The 20,724-nt window shown below is 72.4% G+C and carries 21 protein-coding genes; 11 read left to right on the top strand and 10 right to left on the bottom strand.

Annotation, left to right across the window (positions count from 1 at the left end):
* Positions 1-15: 15 nt before the first annotated feature.
* The 7 genes from BS75_RS06750 (at position 16) to BS75_RS06720 (ending at position 6,607) form a co-directional block, all read left to right on the top strand.
* Positions 16-336, top strand: a complete 321-nt coding sequence (locus BS75_RS06750; RefSeq protein WP_152646223.1) for a hypothetical protein — start codon at positions 16-18, stop codon at positions 334-336.
* A 152-nt stretch (positions 337-488) separates the two neighbouring features.
* A complete protein-coding gene (locus BS75_RS06745; RefSeq protein ID WP_034087549.1) occupies positions 489-1,886 on the top strand; it encodes an NADP-dependent succinic semialdehyde dehydrogenase in 1,398 nt (465 codons plus the stop codon).
* 232 nt (positions 1,887-2,118) lie between these two features.
* On the top strand, positions 2,119-3,720 hold the full coding sequence (locus BS75_RS06740; RefSeq protein WP_231607696.1) for an ATP-binding protein: 1,602 nt from the start codon (positions 2,119-2,121) through the stop codon (positions 3,718-3,720).
* A gap of 23 nt (positions 3,721-3,743) precedes the next feature.
* Positions 3,744-4,130, top strand: a complete 387-nt coding sequence (locus BS75_RS06735; RefSeq protein WP_174515068.1) for a roadblock/LC7 domain-containing protein — start codon at positions 3,744-3,746, stop codon at positions 4,128-4,130.
* Positions 4,127-4,486: a DUF742 domain-containing protein gene (locus tag BS75_RS06730; protein ID WP_034087547.1), complete on the top strand. Its 360-nt coding sequence runs from the start codon at positions 4,127-4,129 to the stop codon at positions 4,484-4,486. The genes BS75_RS06735 and BS75_RS06730 overlap by 4 nt, the downstream gene beginning before the upstream one ends.
* Entirely contained in the window at positions 4,467-5,159 is a 693-nt protein-coding gene (locus tag BS75_RS06725) for a GTP-binding protein (RefSeq protein WP_081982146.1), read from the top strand. The genes BS75_RS06730 and BS75_RS06725 overlap by 20 nt, the downstream gene beginning before the upstream one ends.
* A complete protein-coding gene (locus tag BS75_RS06720) occupies positions 5,156-6,607 on the top strand; it encodes a cytochrome P450 (RefSeq protein WP_408022520.1) in 1,452 nt (483 codons plus the stop codon). Before BS75_RS06725 ends, BS75_RS06720 begins: the two co-directional genes overlap by 4 nt.
* Positions 6,608-6,641: 34 nt before the next feature.
* On the opposite strand, the gene BS75_RS06715 is transcribed toward BS75_RS06720, so the two are convergent.
* Complete coding sequence (locus tag BS75_RS06715; protein ID WP_034087545.1) at positions 6,642-7,190, bottom strand: GNAT family N-acetyltransferase; 549 nt, start codon at positions 7,188-7,190, stop codon at positions 6,642-6,644.
* A 219-nt stretch (positions 7,191-7,409) separates the two neighbouring features.
* Between BS75_RS06715 and BS75_RS06710 the strand changes: the two genes are divergently transcribed.
* On the top strand, positions 7,410-8,888 hold the full coding sequence (locus BS75_RS06710; protein ID WP_231607695.1) for an MFS transporter: 1,479 nt from the start codon (positions 7,410-7,412) through the stop codon (positions 8,886-8,888).
* Positions 8,889-8,924: 36 nt separating this feature from the next.
* Here BS75_RS06710 and BS75_RS06705 read toward each other — a convergent pair whose 3' ends face one another.
* The 3 genes from BS75_RS06705 to BS75_RS06695 are packed head-to-tail and all read right to left on the bottom strand — an operon-like array spanning position 8,925 to position 12,357.
* Positions 8,925-9,689 carry a succinate dehydrogenase/fumarate reductase iron-sulfur subunit gene (locus BS75_RS06705; protein WP_034087543.1) on the bottom strand — a complete coding sequence of 255 codons (765 nt, stop codon included), beginning with the start codon at positions 9,687-9,689 and terminating at the stop codon, positions 8,925-8,927.
* Positions 9,686-11,653, bottom strand: a complete 1,968-nt coding sequence (locus tag BS75_RS06700) for a fumarate reductase/succinate dehydrogenase flavoprotein subunit (protein ID WP_034087542.1) — start codon at positions 11,651-11,653, stop codon at positions 9,686-9,688. The genes BS75_RS06705 and BS75_RS06700 overlap by 4 nt, the downstream gene beginning before the upstream one ends.
* Complete coding sequence (locus tag BS75_RS06695) at positions 11,653-12,357, bottom strand: succinate dehydrogenase cytochrome b subunit (RefSeq protein ID WP_081983219.1); 705 nt, start codon at positions 12,355-12,357, stop codon at positions 11,653-11,655. Before BS75_RS06695 ends, BS75_RS06700 begins: the two co-directional genes overlap by 1 nt.
* Before the next feature lie 94 nt (positions 12,358-12,451).
* Between BS75_RS06695 and BS75_RS06690 the strand changes: the two genes are divergently transcribed.
* Positions 12,452-13,393 carry a LysR family transcriptional regulator gene (locus BS75_RS06690; protein ID WP_034087540.1) on the top strand — a complete coding sequence of 314 codons (942 nt, stop codon included), beginning with the start codon at positions 12,452-12,454 and terminating at the stop codon, positions 13,391-13,393.
* A 113-nt stretch (positions 13,394-13,506) separates the two neighbouring features.
* Positions 13,507-13,956, top strand: coding sequence for a molybdenum cofactor biosynthesis protein MoaE (locus BS75_RS06685; protein ID WP_231608104.1), 450 nt, complete (start codon positions 13,507-13,509; stop codon positions 13,954-13,956).
* Between the two features lie 6 nt (positions 13,957-13,962).
* Here BS75_RS06685 and BS75_RS06680 read toward each other — a convergent pair whose 3' ends face one another.
* The 6 genes from BS75_RS06680 to BS75_RS06655 form a co-directional block, all read right to left on the bottom strand.
* Positions 13,963-14,754, bottom strand: coding sequence for an alpha/beta hydrolase family protein (locus BS75_RS06680; RefSeq protein ID WP_034087538.1), 792 nt, complete (start codon positions 14,752-14,754; stop codon positions 13,963-13,965).
* Between the two features lie 58 nt (positions 14,755-14,812).
* Positions 14,813-15,802: a GTP 3',8-cyclase MoaA gene (gene moaA, locus BS75_RS06675; RefSeq protein ID WP_034087537.1), complete on the bottom strand. Its 990-nt coding sequence runs from the start codon at positions 15,800-15,802 to the stop codon at positions 14,813-14,815.
* A 79-nt stretch (positions 15,803-15,881) separates the two neighbouring features.
* Complete coding sequence (gene ribA / locus BS75_RS51355) at positions 15,882-16,982, bottom strand: GTP cyclohydrolase II (protein ID WP_160312284.1); 1,101 nt, start codon at positions 16,980-16,982, stop codon at positions 15,882-15,884.
* A 63-nt stretch (positions 16,983-17,045) separates the two neighbouring features.
* On the bottom strand, positions 17,046-17,510 hold the full coding sequence (locus BS75_RS51880) for a group II truncated hemoglobin (protein ID WP_034087536.1): 465 nt from the start codon (positions 17,508-17,510) through the stop codon (positions 17,046-17,048).
* A gap of 2 nt (positions 17,511-17,512) precedes the next feature.
* Positions 17,513-17,842, bottom strand: a complete 330-nt coding sequence (locus tag BS75_RS51875) for a putative quinol monooxygenase (RefSeq protein WP_034087535.1) — start codon at positions 17,840-17,842, stop codon at positions 17,513-17,515.
* 157 nt (positions 17,843-17,999) lie between these two features.
* Positions 18,000-19,583, bottom strand: coding sequence for an FAD-dependent oxidoreductase (locus tag BS75_RS06655; RefSeq protein ID WP_042438990.1), 1,584 nt, complete (start codon positions 19,581-19,583; stop codon positions 18,000-18,002).
* 315 nt (positions 19,584-19,898) lie between these two features.
* Here BS75_RS06655 and BS75_RS06650 point away from each other — a divergent pair, with 315 nt between their 5' ends.
* Entirely contained in the window at positions 19,899-20,723 is an 825-nt protein-coding gene (locus tag BS75_RS06650) for a type 1 glutamine amidotransferase domain-containing protein (RefSeq protein WP_034087533.1), read from the top strand.
* Position 20,724: the final 1 nt, after the last annotated feature.

Below are 20,724 nucleotides of genomic sequence, written 5' to 3'. Positions count from 1 at the left end.
GGGTATCCGACAGCCATGACTGAGGCATTGGTGGAGGGCGACCCCCGGCGCATCGACCCCGAGGACATGGCGGCGATCGTGGCCGCACTGGAGAAGGTCGCCGTCGCCGCCGAGCCGACGGCGCCGGAGCGGGCCGAGGGCGGCGCGGAGTGGACCCTGTCCCTCCGCTGGCTCCAGCAGGGGCCGGTCTCCGCCGACACCGAGGCGGTACTGCCGACCGTGCTCACCGAGATCCGTCGGCACTACACCGATCGGGGGCGGACCCCGCCCGCGCGGCTGGAGCTCCGCGGCCCCGAGGGGGAGCCGCTGCTCGGCATCGGCCCCGAGCCGTCCTGAGGGCTGCCCGGCCCGGGCCGTCCCCGCCGTCGGGGCGACGTTCCGGCGTTGATGGGGGAGGGTGAAACCGGTGCCGGGTGCGCCGCGCGGCCCGTGCCGAGCCCGCCCGCCGGTCCTTCCTGAACACCGTCACCTGTAGGAGTGGATGTCCCGTGCCCATCGCGACGATCGACCCGACCACCGGGAAGACCCTGGAGACCTTCGAGCCGCTGGACGCCGCCGGGGTCGAGGGCTGCCTCACCCGTGCCGCGACCGCCTTCGAAGCCCACCGGACCTCGACCTTCGAGGAGCGGGCGGCGCTGCTCCGGGCCGCGGCCGGACACCTGTCGCTCCAGCGCGAGGCCGTGGCCAGGACCGTCACCACCGAGATGGGCAAGCCGCTGCGGCAGGCCCTGGCCGAGGTCGACAAGTGCGTCAAGGCGATGAACTGGTACGCCGGCCGGGCGGCCGGGCTGCTCGCCGACGAGACCCCGGAGCCGGCCGACGTCGCCGACGCGGGCGCGGTCCGGGCCGTGGTCCGGTACCGGCCGCTCGGGCCGGTGCTGGCGGTCATGCCCTGGAACTTCCCGCTCTGGCAGGTGATCCGCTTCGCCGCGCCCGCCCTGATGGCCGGGAACGTCGCCCTGCTCAAGCACGCCTCGAACGTGCCGCAGACCGCCCTGCTGCTGGAGGACGTCTTCACCCGGGCGGGCTACCCGAGGGGCTGCTTCCAGACCCTGCTGATCGGCTCCGGCGCCGTCGAGGGCGTGATCCGGGACCCCCGTGTCGCGGCGGTGACGCTCACCGGCAGCGAGGCGGCCGGCCGCTCGGTCGCCGCGATCGCCGGGGACGAGGTGAAGAAGACGGTGCTGGAACTCGGCGGCAGCGACCCGTTCCTGGTGCTGCCCTCGGCGGACGTCGCCCGCGCGGCCCAGGTCGCGGTCACCGCCAGGGTGCAGAACAACGGCCAGTCCTGCATCGCGGCCAAGCGCTTCATCGTGCACCGGGACGTCCACGACGCCTTCGCCGCGGCCTTCGTCGCCCGGATGGCCGCGCTGCGGGTCGGCGACCCGGCCGAGGAGGGCGTGGAGGTCGGGCCGCTGGCCACCGAGGGCGGCCGGGCCGACCTGGAGGAGCTGGTGGACGACGCCGTGCGCCGGGGCGCCACGGTGGAGTGCGGGGGCCGCCGACCGGTGGATCGCCCGGACGGGTGGTTCTACGAGCCGACCGTGTTGACCGGGATCACCCCGGAGATGCGGATCCACCGGGAGGAGTGCTTCGGCCCGGTGGCCACCCTCTACCGGGTCGAGGACCTGGCCGGGGCCCTGGCGCTGGCCAATGACACGCCCTTCGGCCTCAGTTCGAACGCCTGGACCCGGGACCCCGAGGAGCAGCGCCTGATCGCCCGTGACCTGCAGGCGGGCGGCGTCTTCTTCAACGGGATGACGGCCTCGCACCCCGCGCTGCCGTTCGGCGGCGTCAAGCGCTCCGGCTACGGCCGGGAGCTCTCCGCCGAGGGGATCCGGGAGTTCTGCAACATCACCACCCTCTGGTACGGGGCCGAGAGTTAGCCCGTTCCGGTGACCGACGGTGTCCGTCCGTGCGTATAGCGCTATCGGCAGGCGCGTGTCAACTTGGATCAACCAGCTTGCGGGATCTCGCCGTTGCTCGCCCGTACGCCCCATGGATCTGCATAGGCTGCCTCCGGTGGGGAGCTGGTGGCGCTTGGGTACGGTGCGCCCCCTTTGTCCGGGCTGCCCGGGACCTTGCCGCTGCCGCACGGAATTCGACGGAGGAAACCGAATGGTTGGTGCTGGAGCGTCACCCGCAGGGCGGCGAGCCGCCCCTGTGCTCCCCTGGCTGCTGCCGGCGGCCGTGGTGGTGGCCGCCGTCGCGGTGGCCGCGGCGGTGGTGCCGGCCGGATCGCGGACGGCGGCGTACCTCTGCGGCGCGGCGGCGCTGGTCGCGGTGGCCCTGCTGGCCACCGAGGCGTTACGCAGGGGGCAGGAGCTCACCCGGCTGCGCGACCGGAGCGCCGCGCTGGAACGTCGGCTGGCCCGGCAGGAGGTGCAGACCGCGCGGCTCGGCGAGGTCCTGCTGCCGCAGGCCGTCGCCCGGATCCAGCGGGGCGACTTCGTCGAGGACGTGCTCCGGGACGCCGTCGCCGACGGACCCGAGGGCGCGCTGGGAGGAGCGCCGGACGGAGAGCCGGACGACGTCGACGTCGAGGGGTTGCCCCGGTTCCAGGACTCGCAGGCGGCGGTGCTGCGCTCGGTGCTCGGCGCCGTGGCGGCCGAGGAGAACCTGCGCGAGTCCGCACAGCGCGCCTTCGTGAACATCGCCCGCCGGGTGCAGGCCATCGTCCACCAGCAGGCCCAGGACCTGCAGGAGATGGAGCACCGGCACGGCCGGAACCCGGAGGTCTTCAACGACCTGCTGCAGCTCGACCACGGCTTCGCCCGGGTCGGTCGGCTCGCCGACAGCATGGCGGTCCTCGGCGGCACCCGCCCGGGACGTCAGTGGGGCAATGCGGTGCCGCTGTACAACGTGCTGCGCGGGGCCATGTCGCGGATCCTCGACTACCAGCGGGTGGAACTGCACTCGGTGTCCGAGGTGGCCATCGTCGGCCCCGCCGTGGAGCCGCTGATCCACGCGCTCGCCGAGCTGCTCGACAACGCCACCCTGTACTCCCCGCCGCAGACCCGGGTGCACCTGACCGCCGTCGACGTCCAGGCCGGCATCGCCGTCGAGATCGAGGACGGTGGCCTGGGCCTGAGCGAGGAGGGGCGGATCCGGGCCGAGCGGATGCTGGAGGAGGCCCAGGCCGGGATCGACCTGAACGACCTCGGCGAGACGCCGAGGCTGGGCCTGGCCGTGGTCGGCCGACTCGCACGGGCCCACAACTTCCAGGTCTCGCTGCGGCCTTCGGCGTACCGGGGGGTGCGCGCGGTGCTGATCGTGCCGCCGAATCTGATCACCACGGCCACCGCCGGCCGGTTCCCGGGCCTCGGCGCCTCCTACGGCGCCAGGGTGCCGGTCCCGGAGCCCCGCCCCCTCGCCGAACGGGACGGCGCCGCCGACCCCGGCCGCTCGCGGCCGGTCCCGGAGCCGCCGGTGCGCCGGCTCTGGACGGAGGAGGACGACGAGGCCCCGGTGATCGCCGGAAGGACCCCGGGCGGGCTGCCGCAGCGCCGCCGCCGCGGTTCGGCGGCGCCGGCCGGCGCGATGGGCCCCGGGCCGGGCCCGCGCGGCGGCCCGGGCCCGGGCGGGGCGCCGTCCGCCGCCCCGGAGCCGCCGGGCATGTGGCTGTCGGCCTTCCACGGCGCGGTGAACGACCCGGAGCCGACGCCGACCGGGGGCAGGGCCACGTACATCAGTGACGACTCGTCGGACGAAGTGGAGTAGTCGTGCTTCAGCAACAGGCCGACATGGGCTGGATGCTCAAGGACCTGGCGGTCAGCGTCCCGCAGACCCGCAACATCGTGGTGCTGTCCGCCGACGGCCTGCGGATGGCCCAGTACGGCACGGACCTGGACACCGCCGACCGGCTGGCCGCCGCCTGTGCCGGACTGCAGAGCCTGGCGGCGGCCGTGGCCACCGAACTGCCGCACAGCGACGGGCAGATGCGGCTGGTCGTGATCGAGATGACCGGCGGCTTCTTCTACCTGATGGCGGCCGGGGCCCGGGCCTACCTCGCGGTCCTGGCCGACGAGGGGGTGGACGCCGGACTGATGGGCGCGCGGATGCGGGACCTGGTGGCCCGGATCGGCGAGCACCTGAGCACCGGTCCGCGCGTCGACGAGCAGCCCGCGTGACCGGCCCGGCGGCGGACTGGGCGGAGGGCAGCCCGGAACGCCTCTACGTGATCACCAAGGGGCGGAGCGGGGCCTCCGGCGGGACGTCGCTGGACCTGGTGACGCTGATCGTCTCCCGGGCCGAGCCGAGCCCGGAGATGCCGCCGGAGCAGGCGGCGATCCTCCGGCTGTGCCGGTACCCGCTCTCGGTGGCGGAGCTCTCCGCCTACCTGGCGCTGCCGTTCAGCGTGGTCACGGTGCTGGTGGGCGATCTGCTGGCGGAGGAGCGGGTACAGGCCCGGGCGCCCGTCACCATGGCCCGTTTCCCGGACGTCGAGCTGATCGAGGCGGTGATCAATGGACTCCAACGGCTCTGACACGGCCACCCGGCCGGACACTGTCGCCGGGCCGCGCAGCGAGGACGTCCTGCCGGACACGGCCACCGCGGCCGTGAAGATCGTGATCGTCGGCGGCTTCGGCGTCGGCAAGACCACCCTGGTCGGCGCGGTGAGCGAGATCCGCCCGCTGACCACCGAGGAGACGATGACCCAGGCCGGGGTCGGCGTGGACGACACGGCGGGGGTGGAGCGCAAGACCTCGACCACCGTGGCCATGGACTTCGGCCGGATCAGCATCAACGACGAACTGGTGCTCTACCTCTTCGGGACGCCGGGCCAGCAGCGCTTCTGGTTCCTCTGGAACGGTCTGTTCGACGGGGCCCTCGGTGCGGTGGTGCTGGTCGACACGCGTCGGCTCGAAGTGAGCTTCGACGTGATCGAGCGGCTGGAGGACCGGGGCGTGGCCTTCGTGGTCGCCGTCAACACCTTCCCCAACGCGCCCCGTTACCCGCTGGAGGAGATACGGGCCGCGCTGGACCTGCCCGCCCACGTGCCGATCGTCGCCTGCGACGCGCGCCTGCGCGAGTCCAGCCGCGACGTGCTGATGACCCTGATGCGCCACCTGCACGCGCTGGCGGCGGCCCCCGAGCCGCCCGCGCGCGGGCGAACCGCCTCCGCCATACCCGATGCGAACAGACCGGAGCGACCGTGACCCTCTCCCCACCGGAGCAGCCCCAGGCCCCCGGAGCAGCCCCCGCCTCCGGACCGGTCCCTGGAGCCGTGCCGCCCCCCGGCTGCCCGGCGCACGCCGGGGGCGCCGACGCCGTCCGCCGGCTGTACGGGCCCGAGGCCGAGGCCGACCCCCGGGGCCTGTACGAGAAGCTGCGCGCCGAGCACGGCGCGGTGGCCCCGGTCCTGGTCGAGGGCGACCTGCCGGCCTGGCTGGTGCTGGGCTACCAGGAGAACCTGGATGTCGCCCGCACCCCCACCCGCTTCTCCCGGGACTCCCGCAAGTGGCGCGACCTGCTGGAGGGCCGGGTCGCCCCGACCAACCCGCTCGCGCCCATCGCCACCTGGCAGCCGATGTGCACCTTCATGGACGGCGAGGAGCACCAGCGGCTGCGCGCGGCCGTCACCGACGGCCTGGCCCGGTTCGACCGCCGCGGTGTGCGCCGCCATGTCACCCGCGCTGCCGACCAGTTGATCGACGGCTTCGCCGGCTACGGCCGGGCCGAGCTGGTGAGCCAGTTCGCCGAGCACCTGCCGATGCTGGTGCTCACCCAGCTGCTGGGCATGCCGGAGGAGTACGGCCCGCGCCTGGTCGACGCCGCCCGGGACCTGGTCAAGGGCACCAGCACCGCCCTGGCCAGCAACGACTACATCGTGATGACGCTGCGTCAGGTCGTGGCGCGGAAGCGGGCGGCGCCCGGCGCGGACTTCACCTCCTCGCTGATCGCGCACCCGGCCGGGCTCTCCGACGACGAGATGGTGGAGCACCTGCGGCTGGTGCTGATGACCGCCTACGAGTCCACCGCCAACCTGATCGCCAACACCCTCCGGGTGGTCCTCACCGACCAGCGCTTCCGAGCCTCGCTGGCCGGCGGCCGGATGACCCTGCCGGACGCGCTGGAGCAGGTGCTCTGGGACGACCCGCCGATGTCGACCATCCTCGGCCGCTGGGCCACCGGCGACACCGAGCTCGGCGGTCAGCAGATCAGGACCGGGGACATGCTGCTGCTCGGTCCGGCGCCCGCCAACGTCGATCCGTCGATCCGGCCCGACCTGAGCGCCCCGGTGCACGGCAACCGCTCCCACTTCTCCTTCGGCGGCGGTCCGCACGAGTGCCCCGGGCAGGACATCGGCCGGGCCGTCGCCGACACCGGGATCGACGTCCTGCTGACCCGGCTGCCGGAGATCCGGCTGGCCGTGCCGGAGACCGAGCTGCGCTGGGTCGCCTCGCTGATCACCCGTCACCTGGTGGCCCTGCCGGTCGTGTTCACCCCGGTCGAGCCGGCCGAGCCCGAGCCGTCCACGGCCCAGGACCACCCGGGACCGGCGCTCGCCGCCCCCGCTCCGCTGCCCGCCGGTCGCCACCGGGCGTCCAGCTGGACCGAACGCTGGCACCGGCTGACCCGACTGCTGCGCGGCAGCCGCCGGTAGGCCGCCGGGCCGGGGCGCTGCGGCAGGCGCGCGCTCAGACGGGCGGCGCGGCCGGGGACCGGATGCCCATCCACTGTTCGGCGCCCCAGGCCTCGTACAGTTGCACCTCGGTGAACCCCAGCCTCGCCGCCAGGCGCATCGAGCGGTCGTTGGCGGTCTGGGTGCAGAGCACCACCGACCGGTCGGGACGTGCGTCGGCGAACCAGCCGAGTACCGCCGCGCACGCCTCGGCGGCGTACCCGTGTCCCCAGGCCTGCGGCAGGAACAGGTAGCCGAGCTCGGCCTCCCCGGCGTCCGGGCGGACCTGGCTCAGGTGCTCCGCATTGCGCCGGTTGAGCTCGACGGTGCCGATCATCGCTCCGTCGAGCTCGACCGCGAAGCGGCCGAGGCGCCGCTCGGGCGTCTGGGGCAGGGCGCGCTCCAGCTCGTCGCGCGCTCGCGGGCCGCCCAGGTAGGCGCCCACCTCCGGCGAGGCGAGCAGTTCGATGATCGCCGCACGGTCCCGCGCCTCGGGCTCGCGGAGCACCAGCCGCTCGGTCCTGATCGGGGCGGGCGGCCAGGTGACGGACCCTGTTTCAGTCATGGCGGGCAACCTACCGCACACCCACCGACCGGGCTCCGCCCGGCAACCTCCCCTCGTTGCCGGCGCGGTCGGCCCGGACGCATGTAGGCTGGGCGGACCGGAAGTAAAAACGTGAGCTCACCGCCGGGTGGCCGACATCTGTCGGCAGGGCGGGCCGGGGCACACGCGCGCACGCGGTATCGAACGAGCCGCCACTTCTTCACATCGAAGGAGTGCGCAGTGCTTACCCGTCGCCAACGCCGGGCCGTCGAACCGGTCGGAGCCGTCACCGAGGCTCCTCGCTCGCCCCGATCCCTCCGAGAGGCATGGGTGGCCCTGGCCGGGCTCTCAGCCGTGTTCCTCTTCGAGATGCTGGACAACTCGATCCTCAATGTCGCGCTGCCGACCATCGGGCGCGACCTGTCCGCGTCGGCGGCCGGGCTGCAGTGGGTGACCGGCGCCTACGCGGTCGTGTTCGGCGGCCTGATGCTGGCGCTCGGGGCGCTGGCCGACCGGGTCGGCCGCCGCCGGATCATGCTGGTCGGGCTGGTGCTGCTGGGCGTGACCAGTCTGCTGACGGTGTTCGTCACCACCGTGGAACAGCTCATCCTGGTCCGTGCGGCGATGGGCGTCGCGGCCGCGATGACCACACCGGGCTCGCTGGCCCTGGCCTTCCGCCTGTTCGACGCGGACGGGCTGCGCGTCCGCGCGACGGCGCTGATCTCGACGGTGGGCCTGGTCGGACTCGGGATCGGGCCCACGGCGGGCGGCTTCGTGCTCGCCTTCGCCCCGTGGCAGGTCCTGCTGCTGCCGAACGTGCCCGTCGCCGCACTGGCGTTCATCGGCATCCGCGGCGGCATCCCCGCCGACCGGGCGGAGGACCTGCACCGCGACCCGATCGACGTCGTCGGCGCGCTGCTGGGCACGGCGACCATCCTGCTCACACTGGTGGCGCCGACGCTGTTCGTCGACGGCAGCGGCCCGTCGTGGCTCCCCTGGACGACCGCGGCGGCAGCCGTCGCCATGGGGGTCCTCTTCGTCCTCCGCGAGCGGACTGCCCGCCATCCGCTGCTCGACCTGGGGCTCGTGGCCCGTCCGCTCGTGTCGAGCGGTCTGGCGTTCAAGGCCGCGTCCGGGCTGGCGACGGCCGGCCTCGGCTACCTGGTGACGCTGCAGTTCCAGCTCGACTGGGGCTGGACGCCGGCCCGGGCTGCCATCGGCATGCTGCCGCAGGTGGTGGTGCTCATCGCCGGCGGTGCGGTCATCGGCCCGCTGGTCAGGCGCGTCGGCCTGGACCAGGCCGGCTGGCTCGGCGCCGGAGCGGTGGTGTCCGGACTCGCCGTCTACGGAGTGCTGGGCCGGTTCGGGTACGTGTGGGTGGCGCTGGCGCTGGTGCTGGTCGCGGCCGGACTGCGGGTGGTCGGCGTCGTCGCCGGGACCAACGTGATGCGCGGCCTCCCGAAGAACCGCACCACCATCGGCGCGGCGCTGGTCGACACCGCCAGCGAGGTCACCACCGGAATCGGGATCGCGGTCAGCGGCACCATCCTCGCGGCGCTGTTCACCGGGGGCCTCGCCAGGTCGAGCTGGAGCCCGCACCAGCGGGCCCAGTTCCACGAGGCGGCCACGGCGGCCGCCCTGGTGCTGACCGTCCTGGCCGCGGCGCTGGTCGGCTGGGGCATCGCCCGCTCCCGCCGGGGGAGTTCACCGCAGCCCTGACCCGGCCGCCCGGCGGGGCGGCCGGACCGACCGGCGTCAGCCGCGGCGGGAAGCCGACGGCTGTCGGCGGGCGGCGCGGAGGAACTCGCGGTTCATGGTGGCGATGCTGGTCAGCGGGATGCCCTTGGGGCAGGCCGCGGTGCAGGCGCCGGTGTTGGTGCAGCCGCCGAAGCCCTCGTCGTCCATGGCGGCGACCATGTCCAGGACCCGGCTCTCGCGCTCCGGCGCGCCCTGGGGGAGGGTGTTCAGGTGGGTGACCTTGGCGCTGGTGAAGAGCATCGCCGAGCCGTTGGGGCAGGCGGCCACGCACGCGCCGCAGCCGATGCACTCGGCGTTCTCGAAGGCCAGGTCGGCGTCCGGCTTCGGGACCGGCGTCGAGTGGGCCTCGGGGGCGGAGCCGGTCGGCGCGGTGATCCAGCCGCCGGCCTGGATGATCCGGTCGAACGCGGAGCGGTCCACCACCAGGTCCTTCACCACCGGGAACGCCGTGGCCCGCCAGGGCTCGATGTCCACGGTCTGCCCGTCGGCGAAGTGCCGCATGTGGAGCTGACAGGTGGTGGTGGCGCGCTCGGGACCGTGCGCCTCGCCGTTGATGAACAGGGAGCACATGCCGCAGATGCCCTCGCGGCAGTCGTGGTCGAAGGCCACCGGCTCCTCGCCGCGGTGGATCAGGTCCTCGTTGAGGACGTCCAGCATCTCCAGGAAGGACATGTCGGGCGAGACGTCCTCGACCCGGTAGGCGACCATGGCGCCCGGGGTGTCGGCGTTGCGCTGGCGCCAGATCCGCAGGGTGAGGTTCACGCGTAGCTCCGCTGGGTGGGGTGGACGTACTCGAAGACGAGCTCTTCTTTGTGCAGCACGGGGGCGGCGCCGCTGCCGGTGAACTCCCAGGCGGCGGCGTAGGAGAACTCCTCGTCCTTGCGGGCGGCCTCGCCGTCGGGCGTCTGCGACTCCACCCGGAAGTGGCCGCCGCAGGACTCGGTGCGGTGCAGCGCGTCCAGGCAGAGCAGTTCGGCGAGTTCCAGGTAGTCGACCACCCGGTTCGCCTTCTCCAGGGTCTGGTTGAGCTCGTCGCCGCTGCCAGGCACCCTGATCCGCCGCCAGAACTCCGCGCGGATCTCCGGGATCCGGGCCAGCGCCTTGCGCAGGCCCTCCTCGCTGCGGACCATCCCGCAGTACTCCCAGAGCAGCTCGCCGACCTCCTGGTGGAAGGAGTCGGGGCTGCGGTCGCCGTCGTTCTCCAGCAGCCGCCGCAGCCGCTCGGTGGTCTCCGCGACCACGGAGACCACCTCGGGGTGATCCTCGGCGACGGGGGCCTGGTCCGGGTTGCGGGCGAGGTAGTCGTTGAGGGTCATCGGCAGCACGAAGTAGCCGTCCGCGAGGCCCTGCATCAGGGCCGAGGCGCCCAGCCGGTTGGCGCCGTGGTCGGTGAAGTTGGCCTCGCCGATGGCGAACAGGCCGGGGACGGTGGTCTGCAGGTCGTAGTCGACCCAGAGGCCGCCCATGGTGTAGTGGATCGCCGGGTAGATCCGCATCGGCACCCGGTACGGGTCCTCGCCGCTGATCCGCCGGTACATCTCGAAGAGGTTGCCGTACTTCTCCGCGACCGCCGGCCGGCCCGACCGCCGGATGGCGTCGGCGAAGTCGAGGTAGACGCCGAGCCCGCCGGGGCCGACGCCGCGCCCCTGGTCGCAGACGTTCTTGGCGGCCCGGGAGGCGACGTCGCGCGGCACCAGGTTGCCGAAGGAGGGGTAGATCCGCTCCAGGTAGTAGTCGCGCTCGTCCTCGGGGATCCGGTCGGGACTGCGGGTGTCGCCCTTGGTCCTCGGCACCCAGATCCGGCCGTCGTTGCGCAGCGACTCGCTCATCAGGGTGAGCTTGGACTGGTGGTCGCCGGAGCGCGGGATGCAGGTCGGATGGATCTGGGTGAAGCCCGGGTTGGCGAAGTAGGCGCCGCGGCGGTGCGCCCGCCAGGCGGCCGTCGCATTGGAGTTCTTCGCGTTGGTGGAGAGGTGGAAGACGTTGCCGTAGCCGCCGGAGGCCAGGACCACGGCGTCGGCGAAGTGGGTCGAGACCCGGCCGGTGATCAGGTCGCGGGCGACGATGCCGCGGGCGCGGCCGTCGACCACCAGCAGGTCGAGCATCTCGGTGCGGGCGTGCATCTCGACGTTGCCGGCCGCGATCTGCCGGGAGAGCGCCTGGTAGGCGCCGAGCAGCAGCTGCTGCCCGGTCTGGCCGCGCGCGTAGAAGGTGCGCTGGACCTGGACGCCGCCGAAGGAGCGGGTGTCGAGCAGCCCGCCGTACTCGCGGGCGAAGGGCACGCCCTGGGCCACGCACTGGTCGATGATCTGCACGGAGATCTCGGCGAGCCGGTGGACGTTGGACTCGCGGGCGCGGAAGTCGCCGCCCTTGACCGTGTCGTAGAACAGCCGGTGGACGCTGTCACCGTCGTTGCGGTAGTTCTTCGCCGCGTTGATGCCGCCCTGGGCGGCGATGGAGTGAGCGCGACGAGGGGAGTCCTGGTAGCAGAACTGGACCACGTGGTAGCCCTGTTCGGCCAGGGTGGCGCCGGCCGAGCCGCCGGCCAGGCCGGTGCCGACCACGATGACGGTGTGCTTGCGCCGGTTGGCCGGGTTGACCAGCTTGGCCTCGAAGCGGCGGGTGTTCCAGCGGTCCGCGATCGGGCCGCCGGGCGCCCTGGTGTCGCGGACGGGGTCGCCGAGGGCGTAGTCGGTGTAGTCGGTCGGTGCGGAGTGATCGGTCATCAGTGCACGGCTCCGGTCATGACGGCGACGGGCACGGTGACGAAGCCCGCGAAGAGGACGAGGCCCAGCACCCAGCTGGCGGTCCGGAGGATCGGACCGCTGCGGGGGCCGTTGGCGCCGAGCGTCTGGGCGGCGCTCCACACCCCGTGGCGGATGTGCAGTCCGAGCGCCGCCATGGCCACGATGTAGATGACGTTCGCCCACCAGTTCTGGAAGTCGGCGACGATGTTCTGGTAGGGGTGGCCGGCCTCGCCCAGCGGGTTCAGCGTCCCGGTGGTCAGGTCCAGGATGTGCCAGACCAGGAACAGCAGGATGATCACGCCGCCCCAGCGCATGGTCCGGGTGGCGAAGGAGCTGCCGGCCGGCCCGCCGTGCGCGTAGCGCCGACCGCGGGCCCTGAGGTCGCGGCGGGCCAGCTGGTAGGCGCAGACCGCGTGCAGCACGACGCAGATGACGAGACCCACCCGCTGGACCCAGAGGTACCAGCTCCGGTGCAGCACCGGCTCGCCGATGGTGCGCAGCCAGGCCGCGTAGGCGTTGAAGTCCGGGGCGCCGAAGAAGATCTTCAGATTGCCCAGCATGTGGACGATGAGGAAGAGGAGCATGATCACGCCGGTCACCGCCATCACGGCCTTCTTGCCGATGGTGGAGGACCAGAGCGTCCGGGTTGTGGACGGTCGAGCCGTCCGAGTCGCTACTGCCACGTCCACGACGGTAGGTACCCGGGCCATGACAGGTCAAAGACATGATTCTGCTCGTTTCGATAGCTGATGCCTATTGACTGCTACGGTCGACGGTATGCAGCTCCAGCAGCTCGGCTACTTCCTGGCGGTCGCCGAGACCCGGCACTTCACCCGCGCCGCCCAGCGGGTGCACGTCGCCCAGCCCTCCCTCTCCCAGCAGATCCGCGCGTTGGAGTCCGAGTTGGGCGCCGACCTCTTCCACCGTGCCCGGGGCAACATCACCCTCACCGACGCCGGCCAGGCCCTGCTGCCGCTGGCCAGGCGGATCCTTGCCGACGCGGAGTCCGCGCGGATCGAGGTGCAGGAGGTGGCGGGCCTGCGCAGCGGCCGGGTACGGCTCGGGGCGACCCCGAGCCTGTGCACCAGCCTGCTGCCGCAGGTGCTGCGGGTCTTCCACCGCGAGCATCCGGCCATCAGGCTGCTGGTCGAGGAGGGCGGCTCCCGGGACCTGGTGGGCGGGCTGGCCACCGGCAGCCTCGACCTGGCCCTGCTGATCCTGCCGCTGCAGAGCCACGACCCGGCCCTGGCCACCACCGAGCTGCTGCGCGAGGAACTGGTGGTGGTCTCCGCGCCGGACGTCGTCCCGCCGACCGCCGCCCCACCGGCCACCGAGGGGCGGATAGCGGTGGGAGAGCTGCGGGGCCACCCGCTGGTGATGTTCCGCCACGGCTACGACCTGCGCGAGGCCACCATGGCGGCCTGCCGGGCCGAGGGCTTCGAGCCGGACTTCGCGGTGGAGGGCGGTGAGATGGACGCGGTGCTGGCCATGGTCGAGGCGGGGCTCGGCCTCGCCGTGCTGCCCAGCATGGTCGCCGACCAGCGCCCGCTGCGGGTCACCCCGTTCGTCCCACCGGGCCTGCACCGCACGATCGGCCTGGCGCACCGCCGGGACGTCGAGCCGCCCCGGGCCGCACGCGAGCTGCGGCGCGTGCTGCTGGCGTACCTCGCGGAGGCGGCCCGGACCGGACAGCTGCCGCGCGGCACCTCGCCGGTCTGAGCCGGACGGTGCGGCCGCACCGGTTCATGGCCCGGGAGCGGTCCGCGCGCGACCCGGGAGCGATCCGGGACGAAACGCACACGCCAGTTTCGAACGGGCGAGCCATGGCCATGATGGACACCATGACCACCAGTGACCCGATCCGTCTGCTCGGTCTGCGCGACACCGCTCTCTCCCTGGACGAGGTCCACCGCGCCGTTCGGCACGATGCGGCCGGGGCCACCGACCTGTTCGTCGGCACTGTCCGGGACCACAACGGGGGCAGGGCCGTCAGCGCGCTCGAGTACAGCGCCCACCCCACGGCGGAGGCCGAGCTGCGCCGGGTGGCCGAGAAGATCTGCGTCGACCACCCGGTGCTCGCCCTGGCGGCCGTGCACCGGACCGGTCTGCTGGCCATCGGTGACACGGCCGTCATCGTCGCCGTCTCCGCCGCCCATCGCGGGGACGCGTTCGAGGCGTGCCGACGGCTGATCGACACCCTCAAGCACGAGGTCCCCATCTGGAAGCACGAACACTTCGCCGACGGCACCCAGGACTGGGTGGCCGCCGGAACGGCCGGATGAGGCAACCTACTTGAGCGCGGACAGCAGCTCCGGCCAGGACGCCGCCCGCGGGTCGAGCAGGGCGGTGTGTTCGAGGTCGGGGAACTCCACCAGCCGCACCCGGTCCCCGGCCCGTCCGGCCCAGGTCGCGAACAGCCGGCTGACCACCACCGGGACGTGCTCGTCGCGGGCTCCGTGCAGCAGGGTGACCGGGACGCCCAGCGGCAGCAGCGCCACCGGGTCGGCGATGGCGTAGCGGGCCGGGACGTTGGCCACGCTGCCGCCGAGCAGGCCGGCCGCCGCGTCGTCGCCCAGCCCGAAGGCGTCGACCAGGTCGAGCGAGGAGCAGCCGGCCAGGGCCACCACGGCGTCGGGGTGCCAGTCCGAGCGCCAGCCGTTGTCCTCGTCGATCGGCAGCCTGCGCCGACCGGCCACCCAGAGCGCGAGGTGCGCGCCGGCGGCATGCCCGACCAGGACGATGCGCTCGGGCCGGAGCCCGTGGGCCCGGCAGATCAGCTGCAGGGCCTCGAAGAACAGTGCGATGTCGTCGAAGGTCCCCGGCCAGCCCCCGTCCGGGTGGCCGACGCGACGGTACTCCGGCACCGCGACGATGAAGCCGGCCTGGGAGAGCGCGTCCGCGAGCGGGCCCACGGCCGCGCGGTCCTCCTCGTGCTTCCAGAAGCCGCCGTGGATCAGCACGACCAGCGTGTTGCCCGCGTTCTCGGACACCCGCAGGTCCACCGTCTGTTCGGGGTGCGGGCCGTAGCGGGCGGTGTGGTCGGGGGGCGGTACCGGACGGCTCTGGAAGCGCGGGGTCATCGGACTCCTCCTCGTACTGCTCGTGCCCGGCGGTCGTCCGCCGGTGGCGGCTGTGCGGTCATCCGCCGATGGCGGACATCGGACGGTCTGGCTGAAGAAACGACGGGTCGTCGATGCCCGCGCCTGCCGACTTGCCCCACATGGCCTTGCGCCACAGCTCAGCCAGTTCCCGGTCGTCGGCGCCGCCGCGCAGCGCGGCCCGGAGGTCGGTCTCGCCCGTGGCGAACAGGCAGTTGCGGACCTGGCCGTCCGCGGTCAGCCGGGTCCGGTCGCAGGCCCGGCAGAACGGCCGGGTGACGCTGGCGATGACCCCGACAGTGGCGGGACCGCCGTCGACCAGCCAGCGTTCGGCGGGCGCCGCGCCCCGCTGCCCGTCCGGCTCCGGAGTCAGCCCGAAGCGCTCGCCGAGGCGGGCCAGAATCTCCTCGGCGCCGACCATCTGGGCCCGGTCCCAACCGTGTTGGGCATCGAGCGGCATCTGCTCGATGAAGCGGAGCTGGTAGCCGCGGTCGATCGACCAGGACAGCAGGTCCGCCGCCTCATGGTCGTTGCGGCCGCGCAGCAGCACCGTGTTGAGCTTCACCGGACGGAGGCCCGCCGCGTCCGCCGCCGCGAGTCCGGCCAGGACGTCGGCGTGCCGGTCGCGGCGGGTGAGGTCGCGGAAGGTGACCGGATCGAGGGTGTCCAGGGAGACGTTGATCCGGTCGAGGCCCGCCGCCTTCAGCGCCGGGGCGGTCCGGGCCAGGCCGATGCCGTTGGTGGTGAGCGACAGGTCGGGCCGGGGTTCGAGCGCCGCGCAGGCGGCGAGGATCCCCGGGAGCCCGGGCCGCAACAGCGGTTCCCCACCGGTGAAGCGCACCTCGCGGACGCCCAGCTCACCGACGGCGAGGGTGACCAGACGGACCACCTCCGCGTCGGTGAGCAGCTCCGCCTTGGGCAGCCACGGCAGGCCCTCCTCCGGCATGCAGTAGCCGCAACGCAGATTGCAGCGGTCGGTCAGCGACACCCGCAGATCGACGGCCCGACGGCCGAACGTGTCCAACAGCACCGTGGTACCCCCCAGGTCGTGCCTATGGTCGTACCCATCGATGAACAGCCATGGACGTGAGCGGTGTCAACTGCTCCGGTCAGGCGAATCTGGTGTCCATCCGGTCCGGCAGGTCATGGCCCATCCGGTCGCGCTTGGCGACCAGGTAGGCCAGGCTGTGCGGGTTCGGGGCCACGAAGAGCGGCACCCGCTCCACCACGTCGATCCCGAGCCGGGCCAGCGAGTCGGACTTGTCCGGGTTGTTGGAGAGCAGCCGGATCGACCGGACGTCCAGGTCGTCGAGGATCTGTGCGGCCAGCCGGTAGTCGCGCGCGTCCTCCGGCAGCCCCAGGGCGGAGTTGGCGTCCACGGTGTCGAAGCCGGCGTCCTGGAGGGCGTAGGCCCGGAGCTTGGCCAGCAGGCCGATGCCGCGGCCCTCGTGGCCGCGCAGGTACAGGATGATCCCGCAGCCCTCCGCCGCGATGGCGGCCATCGCGGCGTCCAGCTGGGGGCCGCAGTCGCAGCGGAGCGAACCCCAGGACTCGCCGGTCAGGCACTCGGAGTGGACCCGCACCAGCACCCGGGCGGCGCCGCGGAAGGAGCCGAGGGTGAGCGCCACCTGCTCCTGGCCCTGGAGCACGCCCCGGTAGCCGCGCGCGGTGAACACCCCGTGGCTGGTGGGTATCAGCGCCTGCGCGGCGAGGCCGAGCGCGCCCGCGGAGCCGCCCAGCGCCTCGGCCGAGCGGCGCTCGTAGCCGCCGGCGCCGGCCTGCCGGCAGGCCTCGGCGCGGACCGCCATCAGGATCAGGCCCAGGCTGTTCTGCCCCTGGGCGGCGCCGCCCCAGAAGTCGTCGTCGTCGTGACCGGCGACCAGCTCGCACGAACCGGTGGCCAACAGCCGCTCGCGCAGGGTCGGTTCGCGGAACTTCTGCTCCACCAGTTGCCGCATCACGACGACTCTGGCCTCCTGCCAGTCCGCGCGCTCGGGATGGCTGGCGGCCAGCTGGCAGGCCCGCCTCGGATCCGGGGTCGCGGCGATCAGCGCCCGCAGTGCCGGACCTCGCACCCGGGATGCCTGGTAGGCATGCTCAACGGACGGATACGCGCGTCCGTCGAGGCGGATGGTGACGGGGAAGGAGTTCGCCAGGAAGTCCCAGGCGCCGGAGAAGGTGTCGATCACGGCCGTTAAGGGGCTGCTCACTGCTGACATGACTGACTCCCAGAGTTGGCAGGGCGTGATGGGGAAGATGAGGTGTGCGTGGCTTCACGGCGACGCGGGCTGCCAGGGCGGCGTCTGTCCCCATTCCCAGACCGGGACCTCCGCCGCGTCCACCGGCGGCGGGTGCTCGCCGGAGTAGATCATGGCCATCCTGGTGCCCCACTCGATGTAGTACGTGAAGACCGCCCGGAACTCCGGGTCGGTGGGCAGGCCCACCTCGTCGGCCGCGTCCATCAGCAGGCTGACCCAGCGGCGGCGCTGGACCTCGGTGATGCCCCGGCCCAGGTGCCGGCCGGCCATGTGCGGGTGCCCGCCGCGCTCGGCCGTGTAGTTGCGCGGCCCGCCGAAGACCTCGCTCAGCCAGAGCGCGACGTGCTGCGGATGGTTCTTGTCCATGTCCGCGAACACCGGTGCCAGGACCGGGTCTTCCAGGACGTGCCCGTAGAACACCTCGGTCAGGCGCCCCAGCGCCTCGGACCCGCCGGCCCAGTCGTAGATGCTCGGTGTCACGGCTACTCCCGTCCTGCGCCCTTGCCGGAGCCGACCACGCTGCCGACGGTGTAGTGCTGCATTTCCTCGATGGAGTTGAAGAAGGGCCGCACCGCGGCGAAGAAGGCGGGGAAGTGCTCGCCCTTGCGGAAGCCCTCCAGGTGGTCCTCCAGCGAGGTCCAGCGGATCCGCAGGATGAAGCGGTCCGGCTCCTCGTGGCACTGGCTGAGCTCGTAGTCGATGCACTGCGGTGCGGCGGCCAGCGACTCGGCGGCCGTGGTGTAGGCCTGCTCGAAGGCCTGGTGCTGCTCCGGGGCGATGCGGTAGCGGATGTACTCGACAGTGGTCGTCATGGAGACGACCTCCCTTCGTCAGTTGCTCGGTCAGGTGGAGCGGACGAGGACCGGATACGAGAATGAGACGTAATCATGATTACATCTCGGGAATGCGCCACGCAAGGCCCGACCGGTTGTACGCGATCATGCGCTCGGGTGATTCATACCGAATGTGCTAACCCGACATTCGATAGCGTTGGATCACGTCCACGGCCATGGCTCCCTCCGCCACTCCGGCGGCCACCCGCTTGACCGAGCGGGCCCGTGCATCACCCGCGGCGAACACTCCGGGGACGCTGGTCTCCAGCGGATAGGGAGCACGTTCCAGACTCCACTCCATCGGTACTTCACCGCCATTGGCAACCAGATCCGAACCGGTGAGCACGAATCCGTGGTCGTCCAGTTCCACCACGTCGCCGAGCCAGTCGGTGCGCGGGCGCGCCCCGATGAAGGTGAAGACGAAGTGCGTCTGCAGCACGCTCAGGGTGTCGTCCACGGCGCTGTGCAGCACGACCTGTTCCAGCCGCTCGCCGCCCTGGAACTCCCGCACGGTGGTGCGGGTGCGCACCGAGATGTTGGGGGTGCGGGTGAGCTCGTCCGCCAGGTAGCGGGACATCCTGGCGGAGAGCGAGGCGGCCCGTACCAGCAGGGTGACCTCGGACGCGAACTTGGCCAGGTGGACCGCCGCCTGGCCGGCGGTGTCGGCCGCGCCGATGACCACCACCCGCTGGGCGATGCAGGACTGGGTCTCCGTGCCGGCCAGCCCGTAGTAGAGGCCGGCTCCCTCGAACCGGGCCGACCGGCGCGCCTCCAGCCGGTTGTAGACGACGCCGGGGGAGAGCAGCACGCTCTCGGCGGTGGTCTCGGAGCCGTCGGCCAGGACCAGGATCTTCACCGGGTCCTCCCGGCGCAGGCCGATGACCCTTGCCGGGCAGATGAGTTCGGCGCCCAGCCGGACGGCCTGCAGGGTGGCGCGCCGGGTCAGTTCGGCGCCGGACAGACCGGAGGGGAGGCCCAGGTAGTTCTCGATCAGGGGGGCGCTCACCGCCTGGCCGCCGAGGTACTGCTGGGCGTCGACCAGCAGGGTCCGCAGCCCCTGGGCGGCTGCCTGGACCGCCGCCGAGAGGCCGGCCGGCCCGCCGCCGACGATGACGCACTCGTAGTGCGGCATCGCGGCCCTGGGCGCCCGGCCCAGGTGCTCGATCAGGTCGGGCTCGCCGGGGGCGAGCAGCACGTCGGCGTCCGGCACCAGCACCATCGTCGGCAGTGCGGCGGCGCCGGCCGTCGGTTCGGCCAGTAATCGGCCGACCGTGGCGGTCCACCACTGTTCCAGCAGATTGTCGATCACGGGATAGAGCCGCTCCTCCGGGGGCCCCCAGGGCTTGGGCAGGTACTGGTCCAGAAAGGCCAGGTCGGCGCCGGGGCCGACGAGTTCCCGCTCGGGGTAGGCGCTCAGGAGGACACGGCGCGCCTCCGGGAAGCGTCCGACCGCCTCCGTGAGGAACTGTACGCCCGGGACGTCCGGCATGCGCTGGTCCACCAGCAGCAGGGCGAGATCCTGGCGCCGCTCGGTCAGCGTGTCGAGGATCCGCATCGCCTCCTTGCCGGAGTGGACCGTGATGATCAAGTACCTGTCGGCATAGGCGCTGCGCAGGTCGCGGCGTAGGGCTCGGAGGACCTGGGGATCGTCGTCCAGGGCAAGGATCACGGGCTTGCGCCCGCCGTTCCATTCGTCCGGTCCTACCGCTCCCCGGCGCATGCAGCCTCCTCGTTGGGCCCCGAGTCCCGGCGCGGCAACGCTGAGTTCAGCGTATTCATCGAGAGGTCCTCTGTGATCGGACAGTTGGATCCCGTACAGGGTAGACGTGTACATGGCGGTGGGGCCAGACAATCAAGGGTTTCGCGCGGATTCACCGATACTTCATGAAGTTCCAGGAAAACAGGCCGACATGGGGCTACGTCACCAACTCCGGTCCAGTTGCTTTCCCTGCCGCCGGGCGACGGCGCACCGTGGGTCTCGGTCGGGAGCAAGGGGCCCGACCGTCCTGTCGCCAGGAACCGTGGGAGGGTATCGATGAGCAAGAAGATTCTGGTCTTGGTTTCGGAGCACGGCTACTGGGCCGAGGAAATGATCGGCCCGGTCTCCCAGTTCGACGCACGTGGCTACGAGGTCACCTTCGCCACGCCCACCGGAAAGCGGGCGCACGCGCTGCCGCCCAGCTTGGACCCCGACTACATCGACCCGCCGCTGGGCCGCTCGGTCACCAGCGCGGAGAACGCCCGCCTGGGACGCGAGTTCGACGCCTCCGGCCGGCTCGACGCACCGCTGGACCTGAGCTCCTGGCTGCCGGAGCGCCCGTACACCAGCGACGCCGGCTACCTGCCGGCCCTGGAGCAGTACCACCGGGACCTGGAGCAGATCGACGCCGAGATCGCGGACTACGACGCGCTGCTGATCGTGGGCGGCAGCGGTCCGATCGTCGACCTCGCCAACAACGAGCGGGTGCACGGGCTGATCCTCTCCTTCCTGCGGGCCGACAAGGTGGTGGCGGCCGAGTGCTACGGGGTCGCCTGCCTGGCCTTCGCGCGGGACTGGAGCGACCGCAGGAGCATCATCTGGGGCAAGCACGTGACCGGGCACTGCAAGGAGTACGACTACAAGGACGGCACCGGATTCCTCGGCACGGACTTCGTCATGGGCCCGCCGCCGTACCCGCTGGAGTACATCCTGCGCGATGCCACCGGCCCCGACGGCGCGTACCACGGGAATTTCGGCAAGCCGGTCTCGGTGATCGTGGACTATCCGTTCGTCACGGGCCGTTCGACGCCCGACTCCTATCGTACGGGCGAGAAGGTAGTCGCGGTCCTGGAAGACGGTCTTATCCGGTACGGCTGGTGAA

The sequence above is a fragment of the Streptacidiphilus albus JL83 genome (genome assembly GCF_000744705.1).
Taxonomy (GTDB): domain Bacteria; phylum Actinomycetota; class Actinomycetes; order Streptomycetales; family Streptomycetaceae; genus Streptacidiphilus; species Streptacidiphilus albus.
Note: the sequence above shows the minus strand (reverse complement) of the source record. Positions and strands in the feature narration are given on the sequence as shown.

What these genes read in the sequence shown, in the direction of transcription:
- BS75_RS06750 (WP_152646223.1), top strand. Translation starts at nt 16, where the DNA reads ATGACTGAGGCATTGGTGGAGGGCGACCCCCGGCGCATCGACCCCGAG.
- BS75_RS06740 (WP_231607696.1), top strand. Translation starts at nt 2,119, where the DNA reads ATGGTTGGTGCTGGAGCGTCACCCGCAGGGCGGCGAGCCGCCCCTGTG.
- BS75_RS06735 (WP_174515068.1), top strand. Translation starts at nt 3,744, where the DNA reads ATGGGCTGGATGCTCAAGGACCTGGCGGTCAGCGTCCCGCAGACCCGC.
- BS75_RS06725 (WP_081982146.1), top strand. Translation starts at nt 4,467, where the DNA reads ATGGACTCCAACGGCTCTGACACGGCCACCCGGCCGGACACTGTCGCC.
- BS75_RS06715 (WP_034087545.1), bottom strand. Translation starts at nt 7,190, where the DNA reads ATGACTGAAACAGGGTCCGTCACCTGGCCGCCCGCCCCGATCAGGACC.
- BS75_RS06700 (WP_034087542.1), bottom strand. Translation starts at nt 11,653, where the DNA reads ATGACCGATCACTCCGCACCGACCGACTACACCGACTACGCCCTCGGC.
- BS75_RS06690 (WP_034087540.1), top strand. Translation starts at nt 12,452, where the DNA reads ATGCAGCTCCAGCAGCTCGGCTACTTCCTGGCGGTCGCCGAGACCCGG.
- BS75_RS06685 (WP_231608104.1), top strand. Translation starts at nt 13,507, where the DNA reads ATGGACACCATGACCACCAGTGACCCGATCCGTCTGCTCGGTCTGCGC.
- BS75_RS06680 (WP_034087538.1), bottom strand. Translation starts at nt 14,754, where the DNA reads ATGACCCCGCGCTTCCAGAGCCGTCCGGTACCGCCCCCCGACCACACC.
- BS75_RS51875 (WP_034087535.1), bottom strand. Translation starts at nt 17,842, where the DNA reads ATGACGACCACTGTCGAGTACATCCGCTACCGCATCGCCCCGGAGCAG.
- BS75_RS06655 (WP_042438990.1), bottom strand. Translation starts at nt 19,583, where the DNA reads ATGCGCCGGGGAGCGGTAGGACCGGACGAATGGAACGGCGGGCGCAAG.
- BS75_RS06650 (WP_034087533.1), top strand. Translation starts at nt 19,899, where the DNA reads ATGAGCAAGAAGATTCTGGTCTTGGTTTCGGAGCACGGCTACTGGGCC.